Source organism: Candidatus Cryosericum septentrionale (assembly GCF_003570995.1).
Taxonomy (GTDB): Bacteria; Caldisericota; Caldisericia; order Cryosericales; family Cryosericaceae; genus Cryosericum; species Cryosericum septentrionale.
This window is the reverse complement of record NZ_QXIY01000018.1, coordinates 1-24,885: the sequence shown is the minus strand read 5'-3', so window position 1 is coordinate 24,885 and position 24,885 is coordinate 1. Positions and strand designations below refer to the sequence as shown.

Here is a 24,885-nt window from a genome sequence, read left to right as displayed (position 1 = left end):
CGAATGCCCGGTCCGGTACGGAAGCCTACCCGCAGGTCCACTAGCCTGCTGTTCATAGCGCTGTTTCTCGCGCTGGCGACCGTCATCGGACTGGCGTCCCATGGCGTCACGCTCGGGAACCTTGCACTCAGCGGGGTCCAACGCGTCGCGCGGACTCTTGGCGGGGCTGTCTCGGCAGCAACTGACAGTGTGGCCGCATACGGTCATGCCCTGCTGTTTTCCCGGGGCATCTACGCTGAGAACGAGACCCTCCGCAGCGAGAACCAGTATCTCGATGCTCGCCTGCGCCTCGTTCTCAGCGATCACGACGAACTGAAACGACTGCAAGCGCAGTTGGCGGTCCAGCAACAGTTGCCGGTTAAGAGTGTCCTTGCTCAGGTGACGGGAAGGGCAATGGGTATGAGCTCCATGGATGTGTTTATAGACCACGGAACGGCCCTCGGCGTAGCCGACGGCGCTGGAGTATTTGTCGCAGACTCGACGGGCCAAGTCTACGTGTATGGCAAAGTCCGGGGCGCATTCAAGTCCAATGCGACAGTGATTCCACTGCTGGATAGCAGGTGCGTCATCTCCGGCATCAACCGTCGCACCGGGGAGGACGTGCTCGTCAAGGGCACCAACGGAGAGTACTGTGTTCTATCATACGTCTCACCACTGCCCCAGTTCCAATCGGGTGATATCGTCGTCACTTCCAGCAGCTCAGGAACCTTTCCTCCCAACATCCCTATCGGCAGAGTGGACGCGCTGACCACCGGCACCGCGACACGCCTCGTCCTGCGCCCGTTTGCAGCCGTCTGGGCGACACGCTACCTTCTGGTGACGCAGGGCTCGAAATGAACTCGAAACAACAGTATGCCGTCCTGGCAGGGGTTCTGGCCATGGAGACATTCGTGTTTGCGTTGTTCTGCAGCATCGCGTTACACACCCCGGCCGCGGGAGCCTTCAGCTTCCTCGTGGCGGCGGCTATTGTCTTCTACTACAGCGTGCGTCATCCCACTCCCTTTGGCGTTGCTGCCGGACTCTTCAATACACTCCTTCTTTCGTACTTCAGCCAGTCGCAGGCACTACCCACTGCCCTGCTGCTGCTGTTGGTCGTCGGCACCTCGCCCTACATCGAACAACTTGCACCTGGCCTCGCTCGCGTAACCTTCACGGGCGCCTATGCGGTCACGGCACTCGTTCTCGCCTTCTTCACCAGAGGTAACACTGCTCCCAGTCTCATAGCCCTGTCGTGGTACTGCGTCGCAGCAGCCGTCACAGGGCTGGTGGGGTCCCGCTATCTGGTCAGGCGTTCGCCTCTCGAGCAGAATCATGGATAAGCTTCCACGGTTCCGGCAAACCCGGCGATTCCTTGCGGTCACCGTTTTCTTCACGGTGATCTTGTTGGGCATCATGGCCCGCCTTTACTTTCTGCAGGTCGTCAAAGGCAGCTACTATGCAGGAGTTGCGGAAGACAACCGTCTGCGCATCATCAGCACCGATGCTCCACGGGGCGAAATCCGCGACAGGAACGGGGTCATTCTCGCAACCGATGTCCCATCGTTCGACATCGTCGTGACGACCTACGACCTCAAGAACTCCGACCAGGAGCTGGGTGTCGTAGCCCAGCTGACAGGCGTGAAGCTTCAGACTCTCAAGGACACAGTAAAGAAGGCTGGCGTCGGGCCTTTCACTCCCATCACCGTCGCTCGCAACGTCAGTAAAGTAGTTGCATTGAAGCTTGCAGAACAGGAACCAGACCTGCCTGGCATCCAACTCGTCATGTCGACCAAGAGATCGTATCCCCAGGGAACGTTGGCGGCACATGTCCTCGGGTATACAGGTGAAATAGCCGACACTGAACTCAAGAAGCTGCAAGCTGACGGCTATGTCATGAAAGACACGATCGGGAAGGACGGCGTTGAGCTGCAATACGAGTCGCTGCTGCGCGGCCAGAAGAGTCAGAAACTCATCGAAGTGGATGCCGGCGGCAAAGCCGTGAAGACGCTGCAGGAAAAGCCCGGTGTGCCTGGAAAGAGTATCATCCTGACCATCGATGCCCGTCTGCAGAAGACGTGCGAGGGGCTTCTTGGAGACAACCAGGGTGCAGCAATCATAATGGACCCGCGCAACGGCGAGCTCCTTGCGCTGGCAAGCGCACCCACGTTTGATCCGAACAAGTTCATCTCCGGGATCTCCAGCCAAGATTGGAAGACGTGGTCCGCCAAAGGGTCTCTATTCGACCGCGCAATTGCAGGTACGTTCCCTCCGGCGAGCACGGTCAAGGTCGTCACCGGAACAGCGGGGCTGGAAACGCACACCATAACAGACCGAAGCATCATTTACTGTGGTGGAGGGTTGACGGTTGGAGGACGGCTGTTCAAGTGCTGGATCTGGCCAGGTCGTCATGGAAACGAATACCTCTACAAGGCCTATGCCGACTCCTGCGACGTCTACTTCTTCACCGTTGCTCGCCTGACCGGCATCGAGTCGATGGACATCTACGCGCACAAGTTTGGCATCGACAAGCCCACCGGCATCGACCTTCCTGGCGAGGCGACCGGTTTCGTCCCGACACCGCAATGGAAGCTCAGCAAATACAAAGAACCATGGTACGAAGGAGATACGATGAACATGGGCATCGGCCAGGGGTACGTGCTGGAAACGCCCATACGCAACATCTCCATCTACAGTTCGATCGCGATGAACGGAACCCTTTGGCGCCCTCACCTCCTGAAGGCTTCGGTCGACCCAGTCACCAAAGCAGAGACGCAGACGACGCCCGTCGTTCAGGACACGCTAGGCATAAGCAATGCCACGCTGACGGCCGTGAAGAAGGGCCTCAATCTCGTTTCGAAGACCGGAGGGGTGGCACGCATTCAAGTCGGGAACATCGAAATCTGCGCAAAGACCGGCACGGCCGAAACCGGTACGCCGAATCTGTACCATACGTGGGTGCTAGCATTCGCACCGATGGACAATCCCCAGGTGGCGGTCCTTCTCATGTACGAGAACTCGCCCTATGTGCGCAGTACCAGTATGGCACCACTCGTTCACCGCATGTTGCAGCAGTACTTTGATCTGTACGGAGGGAAAAATGGCAGCAACTAGTCCAACGAACACGGTCGTGTTCAAGGGAAGCCAAACGGAAATCCTGGCACTCGTCAACCCCAAGGCAAAGTGGAAGGAAGCCGAGCACGTGCTCCTCATCCAGGCGGCCGCCCAGCATCACATCCTTCCTCAGCTCAAGCTCCAGGTCGACCTTCAGAACCGGGCATGCGGCCTCAAGACACTAGCCAAGCTGGAAAAGGATCTGCGGAAGGTCGTGGGCGACAACCTCGGCATAACCAATTACCGCATACGGGGATCGAAGAAGGACACCCCTCTGTCTGAGACAACCTTAATCATCGCTCATGATCTGATCAGAGGCGAAGTCATCCAAACGACGAAGGACGTCGTTGTGGTCGGCTCCGTTCTCGAGGGCTCGCGCGTCGAGACGATGCGTTCGTGTTTTGTATTCGGCGCTATCAGGGGAACCGTCCTGGCCGGCACCCAGGGAATCCAGGATGCGGTCATTACGTGCCTCGAGGTCACCGGTGGCGCTTCACTTTCCGTCGGCAGCGCGAGCGCCATCCTTCACTTGGCCCCAGCAGGCATACGGAGCCATTACTACGTGGCGAGCGCCACCCAGGGCCGGCTGAACGTCGAAACACGCTTTCTGGAGTAGAGACGCCCCGTGAAGTCCCATCGCCTGCCGCTGTTCTTCCTCATAAGCGTCCTGCTCCTCCTCGGGTTCAGTTTGGCGACGTTCTATGTCGCGAGCCTTGCGGAGCGGTACACACTGGGGCACTTCGGGAGTTATTACTCCTATTTCCAGAAGACGCTCCTGCTGCTTGGCCTCAGTCTGATCATAGCAGTCATGCTGCAATTCGTGAACTACCGGGTTTTCCGGTATCTCGCGATCCCGGTTTACGTCATACAGACGGGGCTGCTGGTGGCAGTGCTGTTCATTGGGACCGGTATGTACGGTTCACGACGATGGATCTCCATCATGGGGTTATTTGGCCTTCAGCCGAGTGAGATACAGAAGCTGGTGATTATCCTTGTTGTCGCGTTGATCCTGACGTTGCCCCAGAAAAGGCTCAACGTAGGCCTGAAGATCCTCCTTGTTATTGCCGCTGTCGTGCCGTCTGTTCTTCTCGTCAAGAAGGAACCGGACCTGGGATCCGCGAGCCTGCTGCTCGGGATCTCCGTCATCATGCTGGTTCATTTCCGGCTCACCGGCCGCCAGCTCCTGGTTCTGGGGCTTGTCCTGGCACTTGTGGCAGGCGGTCTGTGGCTTAGCCTCAGGCCATATCAGCGTACACGAATCGAGACCTTCCTGAATCCACAGGCAGACCCACTCGGCAACGGTTACAACGTCATCCAGTCCATCGTAGCCACTGGATCCGGCGGCATGTGGGGACGTGGCATCAAAGGAAGTACCCAGGCCCCTCTCTCGTTTGTGCCTGTACAGTATGCCGACTTCGTCTTCTCTCTCGTCGGAGAGCTGTTTGGGTTCGCCGGCAGTGCGCTGCTGGTTCTCCTCTTCATTATGCTCCTCTGGTCAACGTTCCTCGTCTTTCGATCGCTGACTGACGACTTTGCCCGCTATATCGTCGTGGGCATAGGAGCCATGTGGTTTCTGCAAGCCGCCGTGAGCATGGGCATGACCATCGGGCTTTCTCCTGTCACCGGCATCCCCCTGCCGTTTATCAGCTATGGCGGATCGTCTCTACTCACGCAGGTTGCGGCCGCTTCCATGGTCGTCAGCGTCTACCGTATCCGCGACGAACTGAGGTTCTAACATGGACATGCACTCTCTCGAACGTTTCGAAGGCCCTTCGCGATACGCAGGAAACGAGCTCAACGCCGTCCATAAGGACTGGGAAGATCGCTTTCGCGTCGCGCTCAGCTACCCGGACCTCTACGAGGTCGGTATGTCGTCGCACGGCATCCAGATCCTCTATCACCTTCTAAACACCATCGACAGCGTCGTTGTAGAACGCGTGTTCGCCCCGTTCCACGATCTCGAGGCATGGCTCAGAGAGCACGAGGTTCCCTTGTTCTCTCTCGAAAGTCGCCAGCCGCTGGGCTCGTTCGACATCATTGCCTTCAGTCTCGGTACGGAACTCACTTATACGAACCTGCTCAACATGCTTGACCTGGCCAGGCTTCCCGTGCGGTCGCAGGACCGGAGCGAGTGGCCGATAGTCATTGCAGGTGGCAGTTGCACGTTCAACCCCGAACCCATGTCTGCGTTCGTGGATGCATTCGGTATCGGCGATGGCGAAGACCTCTTTCCAGAGATTGTGCGGAACCTTGCCGCGTCGCGCGCAGCCGGAGCAAGCCGTCACGATGCGCTGGAGACACTGGCGCGCAACGTCGAGGGCGTTTATGTCCCATCTCTGTACAAGACACGCCCAGCCCTCAACGGTGCGCCGTACGTTGTCGCCGAACCCGTCTCGCCCGGAGCCCCCCCGACCGTGCGTAGGCGGATTGTCGAGAGCCTCGACGATGCATTTGCTCCTGTCAGCCCGATTGTCCCGTATCGCGAACTCGTCCATGACCGGGGGGTCATCGAACTGTTCCGTGGGTGTGTGCGAGGCTGTCGCTTCTGCGAGGCCGGCATCTGTTATCGCCCCACCCGAGAGCGATCGCTGGCATCCATCCAGAAGCAGCTCGAGCAACTCGTCGCCAACACCGGCTACGAAGAAGTTGGATTGCTATCTCTGAGCAGCACCGACTACAGTGACCTGCCCGGGCTGGTCTGGCTCGTGCGCGCGTACAGGGAAGAGCACAAGGTAGCCATTTCGTTCCCATCACTCCGCATGGAGAACTTCCCCGGCTATCTCGCAGACGAGATCAAGCAGACACGCGAAGGCTCGTTGACGTTTGCCATCGAAGCCGGCAGCCAGCGCCTCCGCGATGTCATCAACAAGAACATCACAGAAGAATCGATCTTTGAAACGCTGCGGACCGTCTTTGGGAAAGGCTGGCATCTCGTCAAGTTCTACTTCATGTTCGGCCTTCCGACCGAGACGGAGCAGGATCTCGATGCCATGATCGACCTGGTGGGCCGCATCTACACGTTTGGCAAAGGTTTCCGCAGGGACATCGCCATCAATCTCAGCATCAACCCATTCGTGCCTCGCCCCGATACTCCTTTTCAATGGTGCCCCCAGGATACGCCTGAGTCTTACGATGCCAAGATCGATCACCTCCGCAAAGGCTTCAGGCCCTTCAAGGGCAAGCTCCATGTCGAGTTTGGCGATCCACACATCTCCTTCCTCGAGGGATTCCTCAGCCGTGGCGACCGCAGAGTCAGCAACGTCATCGAGACCGCCTGGAAGAACGGGGCCAAATTCGATGCCTGGCGCGAGTCTTTCACGTTCAACGTGTGGCAACGGGCCATTGCCACCTCAGGCCTCGACCCCGCCGACTTCCTATATCGCAGTATTCCTTTGAAGAGCGAGCTGCCGTGGCAGGTCATCGATGCGGGAGTCTCGACAGACTTCCTCCGCGAGGAATACCTGTCCGCAGAGAAGGGCGAACGTCTCCCCACATGCCGTCAGACGGGTTGTCATGCGTGCGGCATCCAGGAGTATCTGAATCCCTGTCCGACCTCAGCGCTCATCAACGCCAGAAACCCTTGACACAGTATCATCAAGATGCTCACTGGCGATACCATGTATCACGTGCCGGGGGTCTACGATGTCAGCAGAAGTTTCAGATTCTAGAAGGCCCCAGGTACCTGTCCAGCTCGGCGAGGATGCGCACTTCGGCTTCGCCGAGCTCACTCCTGATGGTGCAGCCGGCGGCGAGCAAGTGACCTCCGCCACCAAACGCGGTTGCTATGCGCTTGACGTCGAACCCATACTTCCCGCGGAGGCTCACCTTGATCGAGCCATCTGATGCCTCTTTGAAGAGCACGACCGCCCTGGTTCCAGCAATGCGCCGCAATTCGTCCGTGATCCCTTCCGTGTCCTCATCCAGCGCACCCGAATCAGCAAGCATGTTCCGCATCACGTAGGATACGACCACCTGCCCGCCGTACATCAGGCGCGAAGCTACTACAGAAGCAGCCATGAGCCTCAGGCTTCCGTATGGTTTGCATTCGTAGATACTGCGGGAGATCTCGTCGGGCGACGCGCCCAGTTCGATGAGCTGAGCTCCGTGCACCAGGGAGAGAGCCTTGGTATTGGCGTATTGGAATGATCCGGTGTCCGCAACCAGACCGGTATAGAGAGCGGAAGCGATCCTGGCGTCGATGAGCCGGGGATCGATCATGTTGAACAGCTCGAAGAGAATCTCGCAGCACGAGCTGGCCGAACCATCTACAGCAAACACCTCGCCAAAGCCTGCATTCGTATCGTGGTGGTCAATCACCAGACGCTCCACCCCGGAGAGAAACAAGGATTTCCACTCACCCAGACGATCGACATCGGCCGCGTCTACACTGAGACACGTCACATCTGCGGTACCGATGCGAGCCGTAGCTTGAGCGGCGGACATGGTGTTCAGCAATTCATCGGTTGCCAGAAATCGATAGACACTCTGGACTTTGCCAGGGACAAACGCATGAACACTCTTGCCCATTGCCTGCAGATACAGCGTAAGCGCCACCATAGAGCCCAGAGCATCGCCATCGGCAAACTCGTGGGTGAAAAGAAAGACATCACTCGCATCGCGAATCCTCGATGCAATTGCCTCAAGACCGGCCCCTCTCATGAATCCGCAGTATCCTTCTTCTCGTTCTTCTCGAGCTCAGTGAGCAGTTCGACAACCTGAGTGCCCTTCACGAACCCTTGATCGAAATGGAACGAAAGGAGGGGCGTAAAGCGCATCGAGACGTCAGCAGCCAGTCTCTCCTGGAACTTGCCCGAGGCCCTGGACAGGGCTGCCATGAGAACCTTCTGACCGCTCTCGTCGCTCGACAGACTCGAAACGTACACCTTCGCCAGCCGCGTATCGTTTGACAGTTTGATGCGAGTCACGGTCAAGAGTCGCAGGTCGGGGTCGTCCATCATGACCAGCTGACCCTCGACGCTACGTCGTATAAACGCTTCAAGCCGCAGTCTACGGATGTTCTTCATGCATACCTCACTTCGTGCTCACCGCACAGATGCGGGGAGATCATTCACATTGATTCGGGGAGAGTGACGCCCAGAATGTGGGCATACGCCTGCAGGAGACGCTGCGAGACCAGCACGAGCAGCATGCGGGCCTGTGCCAGGTCTGTGTCTTCCTGGATAACCTTTTCTTTCTGATAGAATGCGTTGACCGACTTGGCAAGCTCACTTGCAAGATACAAGATCCGATGGGGCTGCCTCGTCCTTGCGGCGTCATCGACCTCATCCTGCGCTTTTAGCAAGCACTTCAGCAATTCACGGTCCTCAGGAGTCTTCAGCCGTGAAACGTCAGCCGGGCTTGCCACAGAAGGAACAAAAGCTCCGATGCCACGTGCCTGACGTTCCACGCTGCAAAGCCTGGCATATGTGTATTTGAGATAATATGCCGGGTTGTCGAGTGATTTCTCCTTGGCAACCTCAAGGTCGAACTCCAGCTCAGAGTCAGCCGACGAAAGGAGAAAGAAGACGCGTGCCTGGTCCTTGCCCACCTCGCGTACGAGGTCGGCCAGCTCGATGATCTCGCCTGTCTGTTTGGAGAGGACGACATGCTGCCCACCGCGCAGGAAATGTACGATCTGGTAGATGATGACCTCCAGAAAGTCATCGGGGAGTCCGAGACTCTTCATGAGGGCCTGCATGGGGACGATATGTCCTATATGATCCGCACCAAAGACATCAATGCTCTTGACATATCCGCGCTGGAACTTGTTGAAGTGGTAGGCCGCATCGGTGAGTGTGTAGGTTGGCTCTCCATCACGCCGTACGAGTACTCGGTCCTTGTCGTCACCGAAATCGGTCGAGCGCAGCCAGACGGCATCATCCTTCTCATACACGACACATCGATCCCGGAACTGCTGAAGAACGCGATCGTTCCATCCGTTCTCGATGAGATACCGCTCCGAGAACCAGGTGTCGAAGGAGACACCCATTTCTTCCAGGGCCTGACGAATCGATGCAAGCACAAGCTCCTTCCCGTCCTCTCCTATGACAGCAAGGCGCTGCTCTTCAAGCAGGGAAAGCAACTGCGACCCTTTTCGATCATAGATGGCTTGCGCCAGATCCGACACATATGCCCCATGGTAACCTTCATCAGGCATAGGATGTTCCAGCCCAAGCATCGGAAAGATGTAGTGCGCAATCGACTCCGTGAAGAGCTTCATCTTCGACCCGTAGTCGTTGACGTAGTACTCACGATCCACCTGATATCCCTGGGTCTCCAGAAGCGTGGCTAGAACCGACCCGAGCGCTGCTCCACGGCCGTTGCCCACGTGCAGAGGTCCGGTCGGGTTGGCGCTCACGAACTCTACCTCGATCTTCTGGCCGTTCGCCTCCTTCTGGAGCAGCACAGCAGGCTCTGTGCCAAGCATGGAGGTAAGCTGATCGGCCACAAACGAATCCGAAAGCCGGATGTTGATATATCCGGGGGCAACTGCCTCCGCAAGTGCTGCACAGGCTATGCCTGCGACAGCAGGTTGCAGTTCCTGTGCAATGACGACGGGGGCCCTGTGCCATGTCCTGGCCAATTTCATGGGAAGCGAGAGCGTGTAGTCGAGAAAGCCGGGGCGGGACAGCGAGCAACATGCAAGAGGGGCCTCCTCCGCAGAGAGGAGGTCCCTGAGCGCGAGGCTGACCTGCCGGTCTATTGTCTCACGTAGGTTTAGCACTCAGTCAAGTTCCTTTCTTGTCACGATGACTCGTGACCAGGTGACGAGCTGCATACGTCTCATTGACGCGGGTTACCACTGTATCGTGTGGAGCAGACAGCAGGAGGTCCGGATTCTCTTTCGCTTCCTGGCTGATCTTGATGAGGGCGTCGCAGAACGAGTCCATCGTCTCCTTGCTCTCGCTCTCGGTCGGCTCGACCATCATGACCTCTTCTGCATACGGCGGGAAGTGTGGGAAGTAAATCGTTGGGGGATGATACCCATAGTCCATGAGACGCTTGGCGATGTCGAGCAGAGTCACGCCATACTTGTCGTAGCCCTTTGCACTCAGAACCGTTTCGTGCATGACAGGCCTGTCGTAGGCAGGCGGGAAATATGGGCTCAGCAATGCCTTGACATAGTTTGCGTTGATGACTGCCGCCCGGCTTGTCGCCAGAAGACCGTCCCGGCCCATCATCTTGATGTACACATAGGCGCGGGCTAGTACGGCGGTATTGCCATAGAATCCCGACATGCGGCCGATCGTGTGCGGCCTGTTCTCATCCAGAGCGTACTGACCGTCTCTGCAAACAACAACGGGGATCGGCAGGTAGTCAGCCAGGAATTTCTTGACGCCCACAGGGGCAGCGCCCGGACCTCCGCCGCCGTGTGGGGTGGAGAATGTTTTGTGGAGGTTCAGATGAACCACATCAAACCCCAGATCGCCTGGACGGATGAGCCCCATGAGAGCATTAAGGTTTGCCCCATCGTAGTACAGGAGACCTCCGCGAGCATGCACGAGTTCGGCAATCTGCGTGATGTTCTCCTCGAACAGTCCCACGGTGTTCGGGTTGGTCAGCATGATGGCCGCCACCGTATCGTCCATGAGCTTGTCCAACGCATCCATGTCGACCCCGCCTCGCTCGTTGGAGGGAACGGTCACGACCTGGAATCCCGCCATCGTTGCCGACGCAGGATTTGTCCCATGGGCAGAATCGGGGATCAGCACTTTCGTGCGCTTGGCATCGTGGTCACGCATGTAGGCATGGATAATGAGCATGCCAGCGAGCTCTCCATGGGCGCCGCATGCGGGCTGCAGTGTGAAGTCGTCCATACCGGTGATCTCCTGCAGACACTCCTTCAGCTCGAACTCCATTTGTAGGATGCCCTGGTTGTCTGTGGCATTATCCAGTGGGTGACGCACAGTCAGCCTTGGATCAGCGGCCATTCGCTCGTTGATCTTGGGGTTGTACTTCATCGTGCACGACCCCAGCGGGTAGAAGCCGGTGTCAACGCCGTAGTTCATCGTGGCCAGATTCGTGAAATGGCGCACCAGGTCAAGTTCAGCAACCTGTGGCAGCGGTTTCACCGCAGCGCGCGCAAACTCAGGAACATACCTTTCGGCTACAGCCCTGTCCTCCTCGAACCCAAACGAGAATGCTGACCGACCTGCCACGCTCTTCTCAAATAGAGTCATCTTCCGCCACCTCAGCTCAATGCGCCGAGAACCTGCCCAAGGATACTGTCCTTGAGCATCTCGGTCGCGCAGACCAGATACGTATGAGGCATCCCCTGGACTTCCGGGACAACGCCACCAGCGAGAGCGAGCGGTGGGAACACCGGCACACCCGCCAGTCGGGAGCGCATGTCTTCGGGAGCGATCGAACTGGCAAGGACTGCTTCGTTAAACACAGGACTCTGTTTGAAAACACGGGTGAAATGCCCGGTCGCTTCAAGTCCACTGACCAGTTTCTGCAGCTTCGCAACGTTCTCACAGGCAAGTGCTCTAAATCCCGACTCGCCTACGCTGCCAAGGTACACGGCCGCCGTCAGTGCATTGAGCGCATGGTTCGAGCAGATATTGGACGTCGCCTTCTCACGTCGAATGTCCTGTTCGCGAGCTCTCAACGTCATGACAAATGCCTGGCGACCCTTTGTGTCGATGGACTCACCGACGATTCGACCAGGGAACTCACGGTTATACTTCTTCAGGGTGGCAAAGACGCCAAGATGCGGCCCACCAAATGACATCGACAGACCAAGCGACTGCCCCTCGCCGATGACAACGTCTGCTCCGGTGCCAACACCATACTTGAGCAGTCCCAGAGCCATCGCTTCGGTGAAGGATTCGACAAACAGGGCATCGTGCCCGTGGACGGCTGTCCCGATGGCACCAAGGTCTTCGATAATGCCCAAGTAGTTTGGGCTCTGGACAAGAACTGCGCTGCACGCAGAGGCAGACAGTTTTAGCTCCAGGTCTTCCATGGATACGCGCCCGTCGCCATCCATCCTGACAACATCGACGGCAATCCCGCGTGGTTTCAGGTAGGTCCGGACCGTTGCCAGGTAGTTCGGGTTCACCGTTGCAGCTACGAGCACACGGTCCGCCTTCTTGACGCGATGAGCCATCAGCATGGCTTCAGCGGTCGACGAGGCCCCATCGTACATCGAGCAGTTGGCCAATTCCATGTCGGTGAGTTCCACCATGAACGACTGGAACTCGAACAGGGACTGCAGCGTCCCCTGGCTTATCTCAGGCTGGTATGGCGTATATGCTGTGACGAAACCCGGGAGAGATGCAAGGTGCGGGACGACAGCTGGAATGAAATGCATGTATGCCCCGGCGCCCAGAAGAGAAGCCTTCCTGGGACCCGAGTTCCGGGACATCATGGTGTCCCAGTACTCGACCATCTGATCCTCCGTCAATCCGTCGGGGAGTTGGAGACCGCCTTCCACACAGGAGTTGCCAGCAAAACACTTGACGATGTCGTCAAACTGCAGGCCGATCTTCTGCAGCATCGCCTGCTGCTCACCACCTGTCGCCGGGATGAACGAGAACCTATTCCTTTCTGTACTCTGCATAGTCAGTAGCGCTCATCAAGCCATTCAGCTCATCCGGATTCGAAAGCTCGATCTTCGCCAGCCAGCCGGCTCCAAACGCATCACTGTTGAGAAGTTCAGGCTTCGCGGTGACTTCGTGGTTGACTTCGAGAACCTTGCCCGACACGGGCGTATAGACGTCTGAGGCAGCCTTGACCGATTCGACGGAGGTCAGGAGGTCTCCTGCCTTCAATGTCGAGCCGACGGAGATGTCGCCGACGAACACGACATCCCCCAGCTTGCCCTGGGCGTAGTCAGAGACTCCAACGAACGCAACGCCACCCTCGACGCGTACCCACTCGTCCGACTTCGCATAACGTGCATCGCTCTGAATCTTCATAATCGTATACCTCCCGAAATGAGATGACTTGGTTTACCGAGAGATTTTACTCCCGATGAGGGAAAAGGCAACACGGCGGGCGCTCTGGACGCCCTCGATCAGACGCGAGTTACCTGGGAGACCGCCCGAAACAAGTCGATGAACTCCGGGGGCGTGAGGACCTCCGGGCGAAGCTGAGACGTTCCGGCAAACTCACCCGTAAGCGGGACACCAAGTCGGCGAAAGAAGTCGGCCAGTTTCTTGCGCCTGTGCAGGAACGACTGCTGAACAAATCGCATGAATGGCGCGACTTCGGCGTCCTCCAATCCGCTTGGACGTCTGAGAAACCCCAGAAGGGTCGAGCTGACCTCTGGACGCGGGAAAAACACGTCAGGCGAAAGCTCGAGCAGCCGCTTGATATCGAAGAACGTCTGGGCCACGACAGACAGCGAACTGTAGTCACCGTTCCCGGAATGAGCGGCAAGACGGGTTGCGAACTCCCGCTGGAACAGTAGGCAGGCTTGCCCGATACAATCGGTTCGAATGAGCTTCAGGACAGTCTCGGAGGACCGAAGATACGGGAGATTCCCCATAAGCACCAGGGTCTCTCCCTCATGTCCCAGGGTACACCAGTCCGCCTCCAAGGCATCCTCATACCTCAGTTCGATGCGTGTCCGGAGAGGGTCATCGGCCAGAAGGGCGTCATGGACCTTGCGAAGACGCTCGTCAATCTCGTAGGCAACCACGCGTTTGCCACGCTCAGCGAGAATCCCGGTCAGAGCAAGCGCCCCGGCACCTACCTCGATGAACACCACGTTCTCATCTGAAGGGAACAGTGAAGCCATGGAGGCAAGAACGTTGCCATCGACCAGGAAGTTCTGCCCGAGGCGTTTGGAGAGGACAACACCCGTCCGGTTCAGCAAGTCGCGAAGAGCGGTTGGCGTGAGCGCGTTCATGCTGTGGACTTCCTCCTCGTCATTTCAGAACGAACACACGGACCGAGCGCCTTCCCCATCTCGCCATCTCGTCAGACGAGTAGAAGAACACGTCGATCCGATTGCCCTTGATGGCGCCGCCCGTGTCGCCGGCTATAGCGTACCCGTAGCCTTCCACATAGAGCTTGCTGCCGAGCGGTATGACCTTCGGGTCGACTGCCACCACGCCACGTCCAGACTTCATCCCCGAGGCTGTCATCCACGGATTGCCATCCGTCTCCTGAACCGTCGGCGAATAGGCGGTGGCCTCCATGAAGAACTTGTTCGTCGCTCCACCGCGATAGACGGACTTCCCGACAGCCAATGCGTCACCAGCGGGCGGCCCGACCAAGGAGTCGGAAACCAGGACCCGCGATACCAGTGCACCGTCCTCGTACAGAAGGCGGAATACACGCTGGCGCACGCCACCCGTGCCGGATGTCCACACGACCACCTGTCCCCTGGCTGCAGACTGCTCGGGCACATACCGGAGGTCATACGGAACCCGTTCCCGTACCGTCACCGTTCTCTCGCTCACCTGGACAAATGTCACTGGACCGAAAGCTTGCGGGACATCCCATGTTCCATCGGAAGACGACTTCTCCCGCAACACTCGAATCATCTGCTGACGGTGCGTGACCAATTCGATGCCACCGCGCACGTCCTGCACCACTACGCCTGCTCCCGGACCAAGAACAATACCTGCATCGCTGGCGATCTGCACAGCATCCAGTGACGTCACCTGAACCGCCCGACGCGCCAGAAGGTTCATCGGGGCAGACGATCGGACCGACAGGAGCGATGCTCCAGAGATAATGATAGCCACAGCGACGGTCAGGTGCCGCGCGCGACCGGTCCTCACTTCGATGAGGTCTTCTCCAGCAGCTCGCGTATGCGAGTCAGGTTTCGGTTGATCTCGGTCAGGACGGCAAGCACGGCGCCGTCGCCCGCGAAATCGAACTGGTCGAACGAGGTTGTCGGAACCCCTGCAGAGACGGACGAGTCCAGCACTGCCTGAGTATCTGGCTGGCCAAGCTGGACGACGGCATCGACGAAGTACTCTTTGCGTGTGTCCTCATCGGTTTCGGTGCTGTTGACCTGGGAGATAAGAGACGCGCGTTGCAGTGCAGCCCGTTCGTCTGTGTCGCGCTCGCTGCCAAACACAGGGCTCAGGATGATCGTCGGAAAGGCATACCAGTTGTTGCCGCGACCGGTCGTGAGTCCCATGTACTCACAGAACCCCATCAACGTCGCAGGACCAATCTGGAGGAATCTTCCATGTTCGTCCACAAACACCAGGATGCTCGACGCCGTGCCGTGTATCGGCAGCTTCCGAGTGGCGCCGATAGCGGCAGAAAGGCCCTGTCTGGCGAGCCTTACTCCTCGCGCCCAGCCAATCTGCTTCGCCAGTTCGGGGAAAAGGCCCCCAAAGTCGACATAGTCCTCGCCACGGAGCAGACGCGTGATGTACCACGCCTTGTCCGTCGCAAGTAGCCCATAGGTCTTGTCGAGTTCACTGGAGTACGTCACCGTCTCCCTGTGACCAGCGACTATCTTGCGCTGCACAGCGCGCAGCGCTCCACGTACCGTCTTGATCTTCATCTGATATGTTGTCTCCAGAGGCAACAGTGTATAATGTCAGCCTCACGATGTCAATCGGCCGGTTGCACGAGGTATACGCCCAACAGCCCGTCCTGGCCAGGTTCCACCTGTCCTGCGAGGTTCATTGCCTCGCGATCCTTGAAACAGGTTTATGACGCAAGTATACTGGACAAGAGCCCACAAGCATGAACGAGTATATGAGAAGGAGTTGCCAATGAAGATTGGAATAATCGGTCTGCCTCAGACGGGCAAGACCACGCTGTTCGGAGCACTGAGCAGGGGAACCACGCAGGTATCACAGTCCAAGACGAACCTCGCGGCTGTCGGCGTCGCCGACACTGACCTGGACTATCTGGCCGAGGTCTTCAAGCCCAAGAAGACGACGCCCGCCAGCGTTGAGTTTGCTGATGTTCCGGGCATACCGTCGGGCCAGGAAAACGCTTCACGACGCAACGAGCTGCTGAAAGACGTGAAGAACGTCGAGGCGCTGGTTGAGGTATTTGACGCATTCACACAGGCAGCTTCTGCCACAAGCCTCAGGGAGCAGATAGAGAATTTCGAACTGGACCTTGCTCTGGTGGATCTGGAAATCGTAGAACACCGGCTCGAGCGTATGAAAAAGGAGAAAATGACGCCTCTGCTCGAACGGGAGCGGGACCTCCTCTCGAGTGCCCAGTCATGCCTTTCGGGAGGAAAGGGGCTGCGTAGCCTCGGCCTGTCTGATGAAGACAAGAGCCTTCTCACTTCCTACGCGTTCATTACGCTGAAGCCGGTGATGTATGTCATCAATATCACGATGACGGACGAAACCGCGGCCAGAAACCTCGAGGCGGACCTCACGGCTGCTGCAGATCAGGTGGATGCAACGGTCATGGTGCTGGATGCAAAACTGGAACGCGAGATCGCCGAACTCCCCGCTGCTGAACAACTCGAGTTCCTGCAGGAATTTGGTCTGTCCGGATCGGTTATCGACACGTTTATTGGCAGAGCATATCAGCTGCTCAAGCTCGAGACCTTCTACACTGCGGGAGAAGACGAGTGCAAGGCTTGGGTCATCGAGACCGGCACCCGTGCCCGGGGTGCCGCAGGGAAGATTCACACGGATATCGCGCGCGGATTCATTGCAGCCGAAGTCATCTCGCTGGATGACTTCCGTAAAGCCGACAACTCCTTCAAGGTTGCCAAAGAGAAGGGACTGCTGCGGATAGAGGGTGAAAGTTACATCGTGAAAAACAAGGAGATCGCCCACTTCCGGTTCAACGTTTCTCACTGACGGGGGACGACCGTCGCCATCAGCCCCGGCCTTGATGGCCGGGGCTTTCGCTGTCCTCAGATGAGTGCCCCGGCCACGAGGTTGTTCAGTTCGAGGCCCTTCTGTGTACATACAGCCCTGTCTTCCAGGACGCTGATGAGTCCATCACCCATGAGCCGGGCAAAAGCCTCACGAAAGACGACCTGCGCGTCGTCTCGAAACAGCTCGCTGAAGGTCGCGAAATCGAGGCCGGCACCGGGCAAGCGCATGCGCAACATCGCATACTCGCCTTCCCGAAAACGACCCTCGAGCCGCTCTTCGCTCTCGACAGGAAACCTGCCACCCAGAACGGCAGCGAGGTACACTGCCATGTTACTGACATTCGTCCATCTTTTGCCTGACACGAATCCAGACGCTCCCAGGCCGAGACCGACGTAGTCGGTGAACAGCCAGTAGCCAAGATTGTGTTGCGAGACAAAACCGGGACGGGCGAAATTGGAGATCTCGTAGTGCTCAAACCCGCTTTCCGCAAGCAGGCTCCATCCCTCCCGCATCGTTCCCAGAACCGTGTCGTCGTCTGGCATCACCTCACGACCTTCAGCGACGGACATGGCCAACGGGGTGCCGGCAGCCAGGGTCAGGTTGTACCAGGAGATGTGCTCCGGAGAAAGCTCGATGGCGTGTCTCAACGAGGCAACCTCTTCACCAGGCAAGGAACCGGGAAGTCCATACATGAGGTCCAGAGACAGGTTGTGAATCCCCGCCTCCCGCGCCTGCTGAAGTGCGCGGTCGGCCCCGGCCGAATCGTGCAGGCGTCCCAGTCTCTCCAGCGCGCAATCGTTGAAGCTCTGGACTCCAACACTCAAGCGGTTGATACCCGCGCCGGCGTACGCCCGAATTCTCGCAGCATCGAGGCTGTCCGGATTGCTCTCCATGGTGATCTCACAATCCGGCATTGCCGGCACAGCAGACCTCACCCCCTCGATCAGCCGCCGAAGCTGAAGAGGCTCCAACAGGGAAGGTGTACCGCCGCCCACGTAGATGGACCGCACACCGAGGTCCTGTCGACGCAATGTCTCAGCCCACAGTCCCCACTCGGAAAGCAACGCGTCCACATATTCGTTGGGAACACCCGTTGCCTCTCCTGTCGACAGGAAGTCACAATAGTTGCACCTTCTGCGACAGAAGGGGATATGGATATAGATGCCGACCGGTCTAGTCGTCCGACTCACGCTTAAGAATGGAGAGAAACGCCTCCTGGGGGATGCTCACCTTGCCGATCTGCTTCATCTTCTTCTTGCCCTCTTTCTGTTTCTCCAGAAGCTTCCGTTTTCGCGTGACGTCCCCACCATAGCACTTGGCCAAGACGTCCTTGCGCAACTGGACGATGCTCTCGCGCGCTACAATCTTCCCACCAATTGCGGCTTGCAACGCAACTTCGTACATCTGCCGGGGAACGTACTTGCGCAGTCGCTGTAGCATCGACCTTGCGATATGCTGGACTTCATCTTCGTAGGCGATGAACGATAGTGCGTCGACGGGCGTTCCGTTGACCAGGACATCGACCTTGGCGAGCCGTTCTTTGCGGTACCCTGCGAACTCGTAGTCAAGCGTTCCATACCCCTTCGTAATTGACTTGAGCCGATCGAAGAAATCCGTGATGATCTCGGACAATGGAAGTTCATATTGCAGGATCGCCCGCCGGCTCTCGGGGTAGGACATGTTGACATATTTGCCCCTGCGCTTGTTGGCGAGTTCCATGACGTCTCCGATAGCTTCATGCGGTACCACAATCTCGGCTTTGACGAAGGGCTCCTCGATGCGTTCGATCTCTCCCAGTGGGGGAAACTTCGAAGGACTGTCAGCAAGGACTTCTTCTCCGGTATTGCGCTTTATGACACGATACCGCACATTCGGAACGGTGACGATAATGTCCTGGTTGTACTCGCGGCGGAGGCGCTCCGTGATGACCTCAAGGTGCAGGAGTCCGGAAAACCCGCACCGGAACCCAAAACCAAGGGCCCCCGACGATTCAGGTTCAAACGTGAGAGAAGCATCGTTCAGCTGCAGCCGCTGCAGTGATGACTTGAGCCCCTCATAGTCGTTGGCATCAATAGGGTAGAGTCCCGCAAAAACCATTGGGAGCACCGGCCTGTACCCCGGTACGGGCTCAGCAGTCGGCCGGGCTGCGCTCGTCACGGTGTCCCCGATATGAACCTCAGCAGGAACCCGGATCACCGCTGCGAAGTAGCCGACGTCCCCGGCTGTCAGGACATCCGTCACGACAGGCGTCAGTTCGAAGTACCCCACTTCGACGACATCGAACTCGGTGCCAGTGGCCATGAACTGGATACGGTCTCCCTTCTGGATGGTCCCTTCGAAAACCCTGATGTGAACAACTACGCCCTTGTAGGTATCAAAGTGTGAGTCGAACACGAGACACTTAAGAGGGGCGCCTGCGTCGCCGGAAGGACTCGGAAGCTTGTCCTCGATGACGCGAAGCAGCTCGTCCACTCCGAGCCCCGTCTTTGCGCTAACAAGTGACGCGTCCGATGCATCGAGTCCGATGATCTCCTCGATCTCCCGTTTCGTCTCGTCCACGTCGGCGTTTGGCAAATCGATCTTATTGACAGCAGTGATGATCGTGAGGTTGTGATTCAGCGCGAGGTAGGTATTGGCAACAGTCTGCGCCTCGACACCCTGTGTCGCGTCCACGATAAGCACAGCTCCTTCGCAGGCGGCTATGCTGCGCGAGACTTCGTAGTTGAAGTCGACGTGGCCGGGCGTATCAATCAGATTAAACACCACCGGCGAACCGTCTCGTCCGGTATAGGTCAGGCGGATGGGATGTGCCTTGATCGTGATGCCGCGTTCCTTCTCGATGTCCATCTGATCCAGGACCTGATCACCCTTGTTTTTCAGGATGAAGCCGGCTCGCTCAAGAAAACGGTCGGCAAGCGTGGACTTGCCGTGATCAATATGGGCAATGATACAGAAGTTCCGTATGCTTTTCGGGTTCATGACTCCAGCCTATTGGGCTGGCACAAGCTCTTTCCGTGCTGACTCGAAGACCACCTTCTGGCCGTCGCTCGTCACGACAATGGTATCGCCATGCTTGAACTCACCCTCCAGGATCCGATATGACAGCTCGTTTTCCACCTCGTGCTGGATCAATCTCAGCAGAGGCCTGGCACCATACTCGGGATTGAAGCCCTTGCGTGCAAGATACGACACGAGCTCGGGGCTGAACTGAAGGTGCATGTCCTCCTCCTCGATCTCCTTGGTTACTCTCTTCAGCAGGATCGCTACGATCTTCTCGATGTCCTCGACCGACAATTGGTTGAACACGACGATCTCGTCGACCCGGTTCAGGAATTCCGGCTTGAAGCTGTGCTTGAGCTCGTCCATCATGGACGCAGTGTGGGCTTCTGCCTCACCACCCTCGCCGGGAAGCTTAAACCCGAGCCCACCCATCCGATTGAACCCGCCTCCAATGTTGCTCGTCATGATAATGACGGCGTTCCGGAAATCGACCGTCCTTCCACTCGAGTCAGTCAGACGTCCATCGTCCATGATCTGAAGCAGAATGTCGAAGACGTCCGGGTGGGCTTTCTCGATCTCGTCGAACAGAACGATGCTGAATGGGCGACGCCTCACGGCCTCGGTCAACTGTCCACCCTCTTCATATCCTACATAGCCAGGAGGAGCGCCAACCAGGCGAGACACCGCGAACTTCTCCATGTACTCGCTCATGTCGAGGCGGATAAGCGACGACTCAGTGCCAAACAGCTCCTCGGCCAGGACGCGTGCCAGTTCAGTTTTTCCCACGCCTGTCGGGCCAAGGAACAGGAACGACCCGATGGGCTTTGTAGGATGCTTGAGCCCCGCACGAGAACGCCTCAGGGCCTCTGCCATGAGCGCTACAGCCTGGTCCTGCCCGACAACTCTTGTCCGAAGAGCGTCCTCGAGGTGAAGCAGCTTTGCTCGTTCATCCTCAGCAAGCCGCTCGGCTGGAATGTTGGTCCACAGAGCCACAACGGCGCGAATGTCATCCGGACTCACAACTGCTTCCCGTGCAGCCGATGCCACAAACGAGCTGCCTTTCATCGTCTCGATCTTGTCGTGAACGTCCCGCTCCTGGTCTCGCAGACCCGCCGCCTTCTCGAACTCCTGGTTGCGAATGGCGTCGTCCTTCTCTCGCTCGATCTTGTCGAGCTCGTCCTGCAGTTGACGGTATTCGTCGCTCGGAACGGTAGAAGCAAGCCTTACCTTGGCGCCGGCCTCATCCATGAGGTCGACTGCCTTGTCCGGCAGGAACCGGCTCGTGATGTACTTCACAGAGAGCCTGACGGCAGCCTCGATGGCCGCGTCCGTAATGGTTACCCGATGGTGAGCCTCATACCTGTCGCGTAGTCCCTTCAGGATTTCGATCGACTCGGGTATGGTGGATTCGCTGACGACGATCGGCTGGAATCGGCGCTCGAGCGCCGGGTCTTTCTCGATGTATTTGTGGTACTCTCCAAGCGTGGTGGCTCCAATCGTCTGAAGCTCGCCTCTCGACAACGCCGGCTTGAGGATGTTGGCCGCATCGATAGAACTTCCTTCTGCGGACCCGGCCCCTACAACGTTGTGCAGCTCGTCGATGAACAGAATGACCGTGTTGCCGGCCGTCTTCATCTCGGCCAGAAACTTCTTCATCCGGTCCTCGAATTCGCCACGGTATTTGGTCCCCGCCACAAGGCCTGGAATATCAAGCGAAATGACGCGCTTGTTCTTGAGAAGTTCAGGCACTTCGCCCGCAACGATTTTCCGTGCCAGCCCCTCGACGATGGCGGTCTTGCCTACGCCGGGGTCACCGATGAGAACGGGGTTATTCTTGGTTCGTCGCAGCAATATCTGGAGCAGCCTCTCAGTCTCCTTATCGCGGCCGATGACGGGGTCGAGCTTGCCCTGACGAGCCATCTCTGTCAGATCGCGACTGTACTGGTCAAGCGTCGGCGTCTTGGTGCGCTGCCGCGGCTGGTGACCCGGGCGCTGGGACTCCGTCGTGTGCTCGGTGCCACGCAGTGACAGAACCGTGTTCACGAGTTTCGAAACATCGACACCTTCATCCTCCAGACTCCGAACACCCACACCGCCACCCTCGTGAACGATCGCCAGCAAGATGTGTTCCGTAGAGATATACCCGTCTCCGAGGTTGATAGCCTCGCGTTCAGCCAGATCAAGGACCTTCTTGGCCCTGGGCGTGAGGATGATCTCATCATTTCTGCCGAGGAAGTTGTTATGCTTGACCCCTCGCACCTGATCGGAAACGTAGTCGACCAGTTTGTGAAGATCGATGCCACTGGCGACCATAGCCTCATACGCTATACCTTCTTCCAGCTTGGCAAGACCAATCAGCAGATGGTCGGTGTCGAGGAAGTCGTTACCCAGCGAGCTGGCCGACTCCTGTGCCATCCATACGGCCTTTTGAGCACGTTCTGTCAAGTTTGCCCAGTTCATGGAATAATGCCTCCGTTCCCGGCACTGCCTGTCACGCAAAGGGGGGCCGGACCCCCGCATATCTGTTTCTAAGATAGTTTACTGCGCCCATGGCTTTCGTCAAACAGGCGACTGTGGCGAGAGCGGGCCAGCATCATGGTTTGACTTGTTCTGTCACCACATGTAGAATCCATAAGGTAGGCTCTTGGAAACAAAGGGGGATGCTATGGATGACAAGGTCGACGCAGAAAGCACGCCGCGTGACTGGTTTGCAGAACTGACAGCTCGCATCCCGAATTTTGTGGGCTATCAGGGCAAAGACCAGCGCCGCACTGCAGACAAGACGGTGCGAGACACTATGGTGTTCAAGCTGGACGACCTGAGGGAAATCCTTTCTGACGTCATCGAGAAGGCAAACGACACAGAAACGTCGGTCGTCGATGACATCTCCAAGATCCTTCGAACAATGAACGAACTGCGTGACAAGGTAGAGTTTCTCGGATATGGCGATACGACGTTCTTCACCGATGAACAGCTCAACCCCGATTTCCTGTCGAGGGTCTATCAACTGGAAACACAGATATACGATAATCTCGATGAACTCGAGACTGCATTCGAGTCGCCCAAGGACCTTGGCCGGCGAGATACACTGAAAGATATCCGCAAGCGTCTCGAGGTCATCTCGCAGGACTTTGCCGCTCGCAAGGAGACGCTTAAGTCACCACGGTAGCACCGTACACGTTCCGAATCGAACGGCAGGCATCCATGTCTGCTCTTCGCAGAACCCTGTGTACCGTCACTCCGTGTCGACAACCAGGAGGCACCACTTGACCATGGAACACGCCAACTCACCCAGACATCATGCTCGTCCGCCGCTCAAGACCATACTCGGATGGCTTCTTGTCGCGATACTGGCAGTCGGAATTGCCGGGACTGCCTTTGTCGCTCTCCTTTTTGCACACTACTCCACCCAGGTACCCCCCGTCGGCGCGTTGTTCATCCAGACGCCGATGGCTTCTCAGGTGTTCGACCGCAACGATAACCTTCTCTCGTCAGTGTACTTTGCTGAGAACCGCCTGCCCAAACAGCTGGCGGACATTTCCGAGATCGCCATCAAGACGCTAATTGCCTCGGAAGATGAGCGATTCTTCAGCCACGGTGCCATCGATTTCCACGGCATCATAGCAGGACTCCTTATCGACCCACTTCTCGGACGGGGTATTCGTGGAGCGAGCACCCTGACACAGCAACTTGCACGTCAGGCCATCCTCCATGACACTGACGTCACGATAGCACGGAAGGTCAAGGAGATCATCGTTGCATACAGGCTTGAGAAGCAGTATACGAAAGAGGAGATCCTGAACATGTACCTCAACTACGTGTACTACGGCAACGGTCTGTACGGCATCGAGGCAGCAGCACTCGGATACTTCGGCGTGCATGCACGGGACCTTGATGCAGCTCAGTCGGCAATGATCGTCGGCGTTCTCCCTGCCCCGTCAGCGTACAACCCATACGTCGACCTGAAGCGGGCCACCGAGCAGCAGCAACTCGTGCTGCGCAAGATGGTGCGCAACCACTACCTGACGCAGGAGCAAGCCGACACCGCAGCGACCGAGAAGCTCACGCTCAAGAACGGCATGCGGTCCCCCTATGGAAGCATCGGGTGGTTCGTCGACTACGTCAAATCCATCGTCGAGAAGCAGTATGGCGCTGAGATGCTGTATCAAGGGGGACTGCGCATCTATACGACGATCGACCCCAAGCTCCAGGAAGCGGCGCTATCAGCCGTCCAGAAGGTCTGGGATCAGGCCAAGAAAGACAAGGTGTTCGTCGAGAGCGACCGCGATTCCCTTGGGGTCTTCCAACCCCAGGTAGGCATGGTGAGCGTCGACCCCAGAACTGGCTACATTCTGGCTATGGTAGGCGGAACCAACTACGACGAGACGAACTTCAACCGCGTGCTGGCACCTCGACAACCAGGTTCAACGTTTAAGATCTTTGATTATACCGCAGCATTCGACAATGGCGTAACCTTCCCGTCCGAGATTGTCGCTTCGCAACCCACGAACTTTGGCGGCTGGAGTCCCCCGGAATGGCTGGGTACCAACCAATGGTTTGGCCGGATCTCCGTGGCCAATGCCATCAAGGAATCGTCCAATATCATCGCTGCCAAGACAACACTCAGGACAGGGCTCGACAGGGTCATCTACTATGCTCGGAAGATGGGTGTCACGTCTCCTCTGAAACCATATGTGTCTCTCGCCATCGGCAGCTTCGAGGTCTCGCCCCTAGAAATGGTCGAGGCATACTCGACGATCGCCAATGGAGGAGTCCGCATCACGCCCTATCCAATCCGGCGCATCGAAACACAGGACGGCACGACAATCGAGGAGCACAACTTCGCCGCGACCCGGGTCGTGCCAACCTCCACTGCCTGGATTGTGCAGGCAATGATGAGAGGCGTCTATGAGAACACACCCAACGCGCATATCAGCGGGCTGCAGGCAGCCGGGAAAACCGGCAGCACCAACGACTGGCGCGACGCCTGGTACGACGGCTTCACTCCCGAACTCTGCACGGT

At 57.6% G+C, this 24,885-nt stretch carries 21 protein-coding genes; 9 read left to right on the top strand and 12 right to left on the bottom strand.

Going from position 1 to position 24,885, the window contains the following annotated elements:
• The first annotated feature begins 3 nt into the window (after nucleotides 1–3).
• Genes mreC through SMC1_RS04675 form a run of 6 tightly spaced genes read left to right on the top strand, consistent with a single transcriptional unit; the run spans nucleotide 4 to nucleotide 6,674 of the window.
• On the top strand, nucleotides 4–837 hold the full coding sequence (gene mreC, locus SMC1_RS04700) for a rod shape-determining protein MreC (protein WP_119085643.1): 834 nt from the start codon (nucleotides 4–6) through the stop codon (nucleotides 835–837).
• Nucleotides 834–1,319, top strand: a complete 486-nt coding sequence (locus SMC1_RS04695) for a hypothetical protein (protein WP_119085642.1) — start codon at nucleotides 834–836, stop codon at nucleotides 1,317–1,319. Before mreC ends, SMC1_RS04695 begins: the two co-directional genes overlap by 4 nt.
• The gene (gene mrdA / locus SMC1_RS04690) at nucleotides 1,312–3,090 is read left to right on the top strand and encodes a penicillin-binding protein 2 (RefSeq protein ID WP_119085641.1); all 1,779 of its coding nucleotides are present in this window, start codon (nucleotides 1,312–1,314) and stop codon (nucleotides 3,088–3,090) included. Before SMC1_RS04695 ends, mrdA begins: the two co-directional genes overlap by 8 nt.
• Nucleotides 3,077–3,706 carry a septum site-determining protein MinC gene (locus tag SMC1_RS04685; protein ID WP_165849220.1) on the top strand — a complete coding sequence of 210 codons (630 nt, stop codon included), beginning with the start codon at nucleotides 3,077–3,079 and terminating at the stop codon, nucleotides 3,704–3,706. The genes mrdA and SMC1_RS04685 overlap by 14 nt, the downstream gene beginning before the upstream one ends.
• Before the next feature lie 9 nt (nucleotides 3,707–3,715).
• Nucleotides 3,716–4,825, top strand: coding sequence for an FtsW/RodA/SpoVE family cell cycle protein (locus SMC1_RS04680; RefSeq protein WP_119085639.1), 1,110 nt, complete (start codon nucleotides 3,716–3,718; stop codon nucleotides 4,823–4,825).
• A gap of 1 nt (nucleotide 4,826) precedes the next feature.
• Entirely contained in the window at nucleotides 4,827–6,674 is a 1,848-nt protein-coding gene (locus tag SMC1_RS04675) for a TIGR03960 family B12-binding radical SAM protein (RefSeq protein ID WP_119085638.1), read from the top strand.
• A gap of 73 nt (nucleotides 6,675–6,747) precedes the next feature.
• On the opposite strand, the gene SMC1_RS04670 is transcribed toward SMC1_RS04675, so the two are convergent.
• The 9 genes from SMC1_RS04670 to SMC1_RS04630 all read right to left on the bottom strand — a co-directional run bounded on the left by SMC1_RS04670 (nucleotide 6,748) and on the right by SMC1_RS04630 (nucleotide 15,568).
• Nucleotides 6,748–7,749: a DHH family phosphoesterase gene (locus tag SMC1_RS04670; protein WP_119085637.1), complete on the bottom strand. Its 1,002-nt coding sequence runs from the start codon at nucleotides 7,747–7,749 to the stop codon at nucleotides 6,748–6,750.
• Nucleotides 7,746–8,114, bottom strand: a complete 369-nt coding sequence (gene rbfA, locus SMC1_RS04665; protein WP_119085636.1) for a 30S ribosome-binding factor RbfA — start codon at nucleotides 8,112–8,114, stop codon at nucleotides 7,746–7,748. The genes SMC1_RS04670 and rbfA overlap by 4 nt, the downstream gene beginning before the upstream one ends.
• Before the next feature lie 44 nt (nucleotides 8,115–8,158).
• Nucleotides 8,159–9,814, bottom strand: a complete 1,656-nt coding sequence (gene argS, locus SMC1_RS04660) for an arginine--tRNA ligase (protein ID WP_119085635.1) — start codon at nucleotides 9,812–9,814, stop codon at nucleotides 8,159–8,161.
• Between the two features lie 4 nt (nucleotides 9,815–9,818).
• Complete coding sequence (gene gcvPB, locus SMC1_RS04655) at nucleotides 9,819–11,270, bottom strand: aminomethyl-transferring glycine dehydrogenase subunit GcvPB (protein WP_119085634.1); 1,452 nt, start codon at nucleotides 11,268–11,270, stop codon at nucleotides 9,819–9,821.
• An 11-nt stretch (nucleotides 11,271–11,281) separates the two neighbouring features.
• Nucleotides 11,282–12,655 (bottom strand): aminomethyl-transferring glycine dehydrogenase subunit GcvPA, encoded by a 1,374-nt coding sequence (gene gcvPA / locus SMC1_RS04650; RefSeq protein ID WP_119085633.1) that lies wholly within the window; start codon nucleotides 12,653–12,655, stop codon nucleotides 11,282–11,284.
• A complete protein-coding gene (gcvH, locus tag SMC1_RS04645; protein ID WP_119085632.1) occupies nucleotides 12,633–13,013 on the bottom strand; it encodes a glycine cleavage system protein GcvH in 381 nt (126 codons plus the stop codon). Before gcvH ends, gcvPA begins: the two co-directional genes overlap by 23 nt.
• A 98-nt stretch (nucleotides 13,014–13,111) precedes the next feature.
• Nucleotides 13,112–13,948 (bottom strand): 16S rRNA (adenine(1518)-N(6)/adenine(1519)-N(6))-dimethyltransferase RsmA, encoded by an 837-nt coding sequence (gene rsmA, locus SMC1_RS04640; protein WP_119085631.1) that lies wholly within the window; start codon nucleotides 13,946–13,948, stop codon nucleotides 13,112–13,114.
• Between the two features lie 19 nt (nucleotides 13,949–13,967).
• The gene (locus tag SMC1_RS11150) at nucleotides 13,968–14,828 is read right to left on the bottom strand and encodes a G5 and 3D domain-containing protein (RefSeq protein WP_119085630.1); all 861 of its coding nucleotides are present in this window, start codon (nucleotides 14,826–14,828) and stop codon (nucleotides 13,968–13,970) included.
• Nucleotides 14,825–15,568, bottom strand: coding sequence for a hypothetical protein (locus SMC1_RS04630; protein ID WP_119085629.1), 744 nt, complete (start codon nucleotides 15,566–15,568; stop codon nucleotides 14,825–14,827). Before SMC1_RS04630 ends, SMC1_RS11150 begins: the two co-directional genes overlap by 4 nt.
• A gap of 214 nt (nucleotides 15,569–15,782) precedes the next feature.
• On the opposite strand from SMC1_RS04630, the gene SMC1_RS04625 reads away from it, so the two are divergent.
• The gene (locus tag SMC1_RS04625; RefSeq protein ID WP_165849219.1) at nucleotides 15,783–16,841 is read left to right on the top strand and encodes a DUF933 domain-containing protein; all 1,059 of its coding nucleotides are present in this window, start codon (nucleotides 15,783–15,785) and stop codon (nucleotides 16,839–16,841) included.
• A gap of 56 nt (nucleotides 16,842–16,897) precedes the next feature.
• On the opposite strand, the gene hemW is transcribed toward SMC1_RS04625, so the two are convergent.
• The 3 genes from hemW to SMC1_RS04610 are packed head-to-tail and all read right to left on the bottom strand — an operon-like array spanning nucleotide 16,898 to nucleotide 22,322.
• Nucleotides 16,898–18,052 carry a radical SAM family heme chaperone HemW gene (hemW, locus tag SMC1_RS04620; RefSeq protein ID WP_119085627.1) on the bottom strand — a complete coding sequence of 385 codons (1,155 nt, stop codon included), beginning with the start codon at nucleotides 18,050–18,052 and terminating at the stop codon, nucleotides 16,898–16,900.
• Nucleotides 18,036–19,841 carry a translation elongation factor 4 gene (gene lepA, locus SMC1_RS04615; RefSeq protein WP_119085626.1) on the bottom strand — a complete coding sequence of 602 codons (1,806 nt, stop codon included), beginning with the start codon at nucleotides 19,839–19,841 and terminating at the stop codon, nucleotides 18,036–18,038. Before lepA ends, hemW begins: the two co-directional genes overlap by 17 nt.
• A gap of 9 nt (nucleotides 19,842–19,850) precedes the next feature.
• Complete coding sequence (locus SMC1_RS04610; RefSeq protein WP_119085625.1) at nucleotides 19,851–22,322, bottom strand: ATP-dependent Clp protease ATP-binding subunit; 2,472 nt, start codon at nucleotides 22,320–22,322, stop codon at nucleotides 19,851–19,853.
• A 205-nt stretch (nucleotides 22,323–22,527) separates the two neighbouring features.
• Between SMC1_RS04610 and SMC1_RS04605 the strand changes: the two genes are divergently transcribed.
• Both SMC1_RS04605 and SMC1_RS04600 read left to right on the top strand, forming a co-directional pair.
• Nucleotides 22,528–23,031: a hypothetical protein gene (locus SMC1_RS04605; protein ID WP_119085624.1), complete on the top strand. Its 504-nt coding sequence runs from the start codon at nucleotides 22,528–22,530 to the stop codon at nucleotides 23,029–23,031.
• Between the two features lie 103 nt (nucleotides 23,032–23,134).
• A partial coding sequence (locus tag SMC1_RS04600; protein ID WP_119085623.1) for a transglycosylase domain-containing protein occupies nucleotides 23,135–24,885 on the top strand: 1,751 nt, incomplete at its 3' end.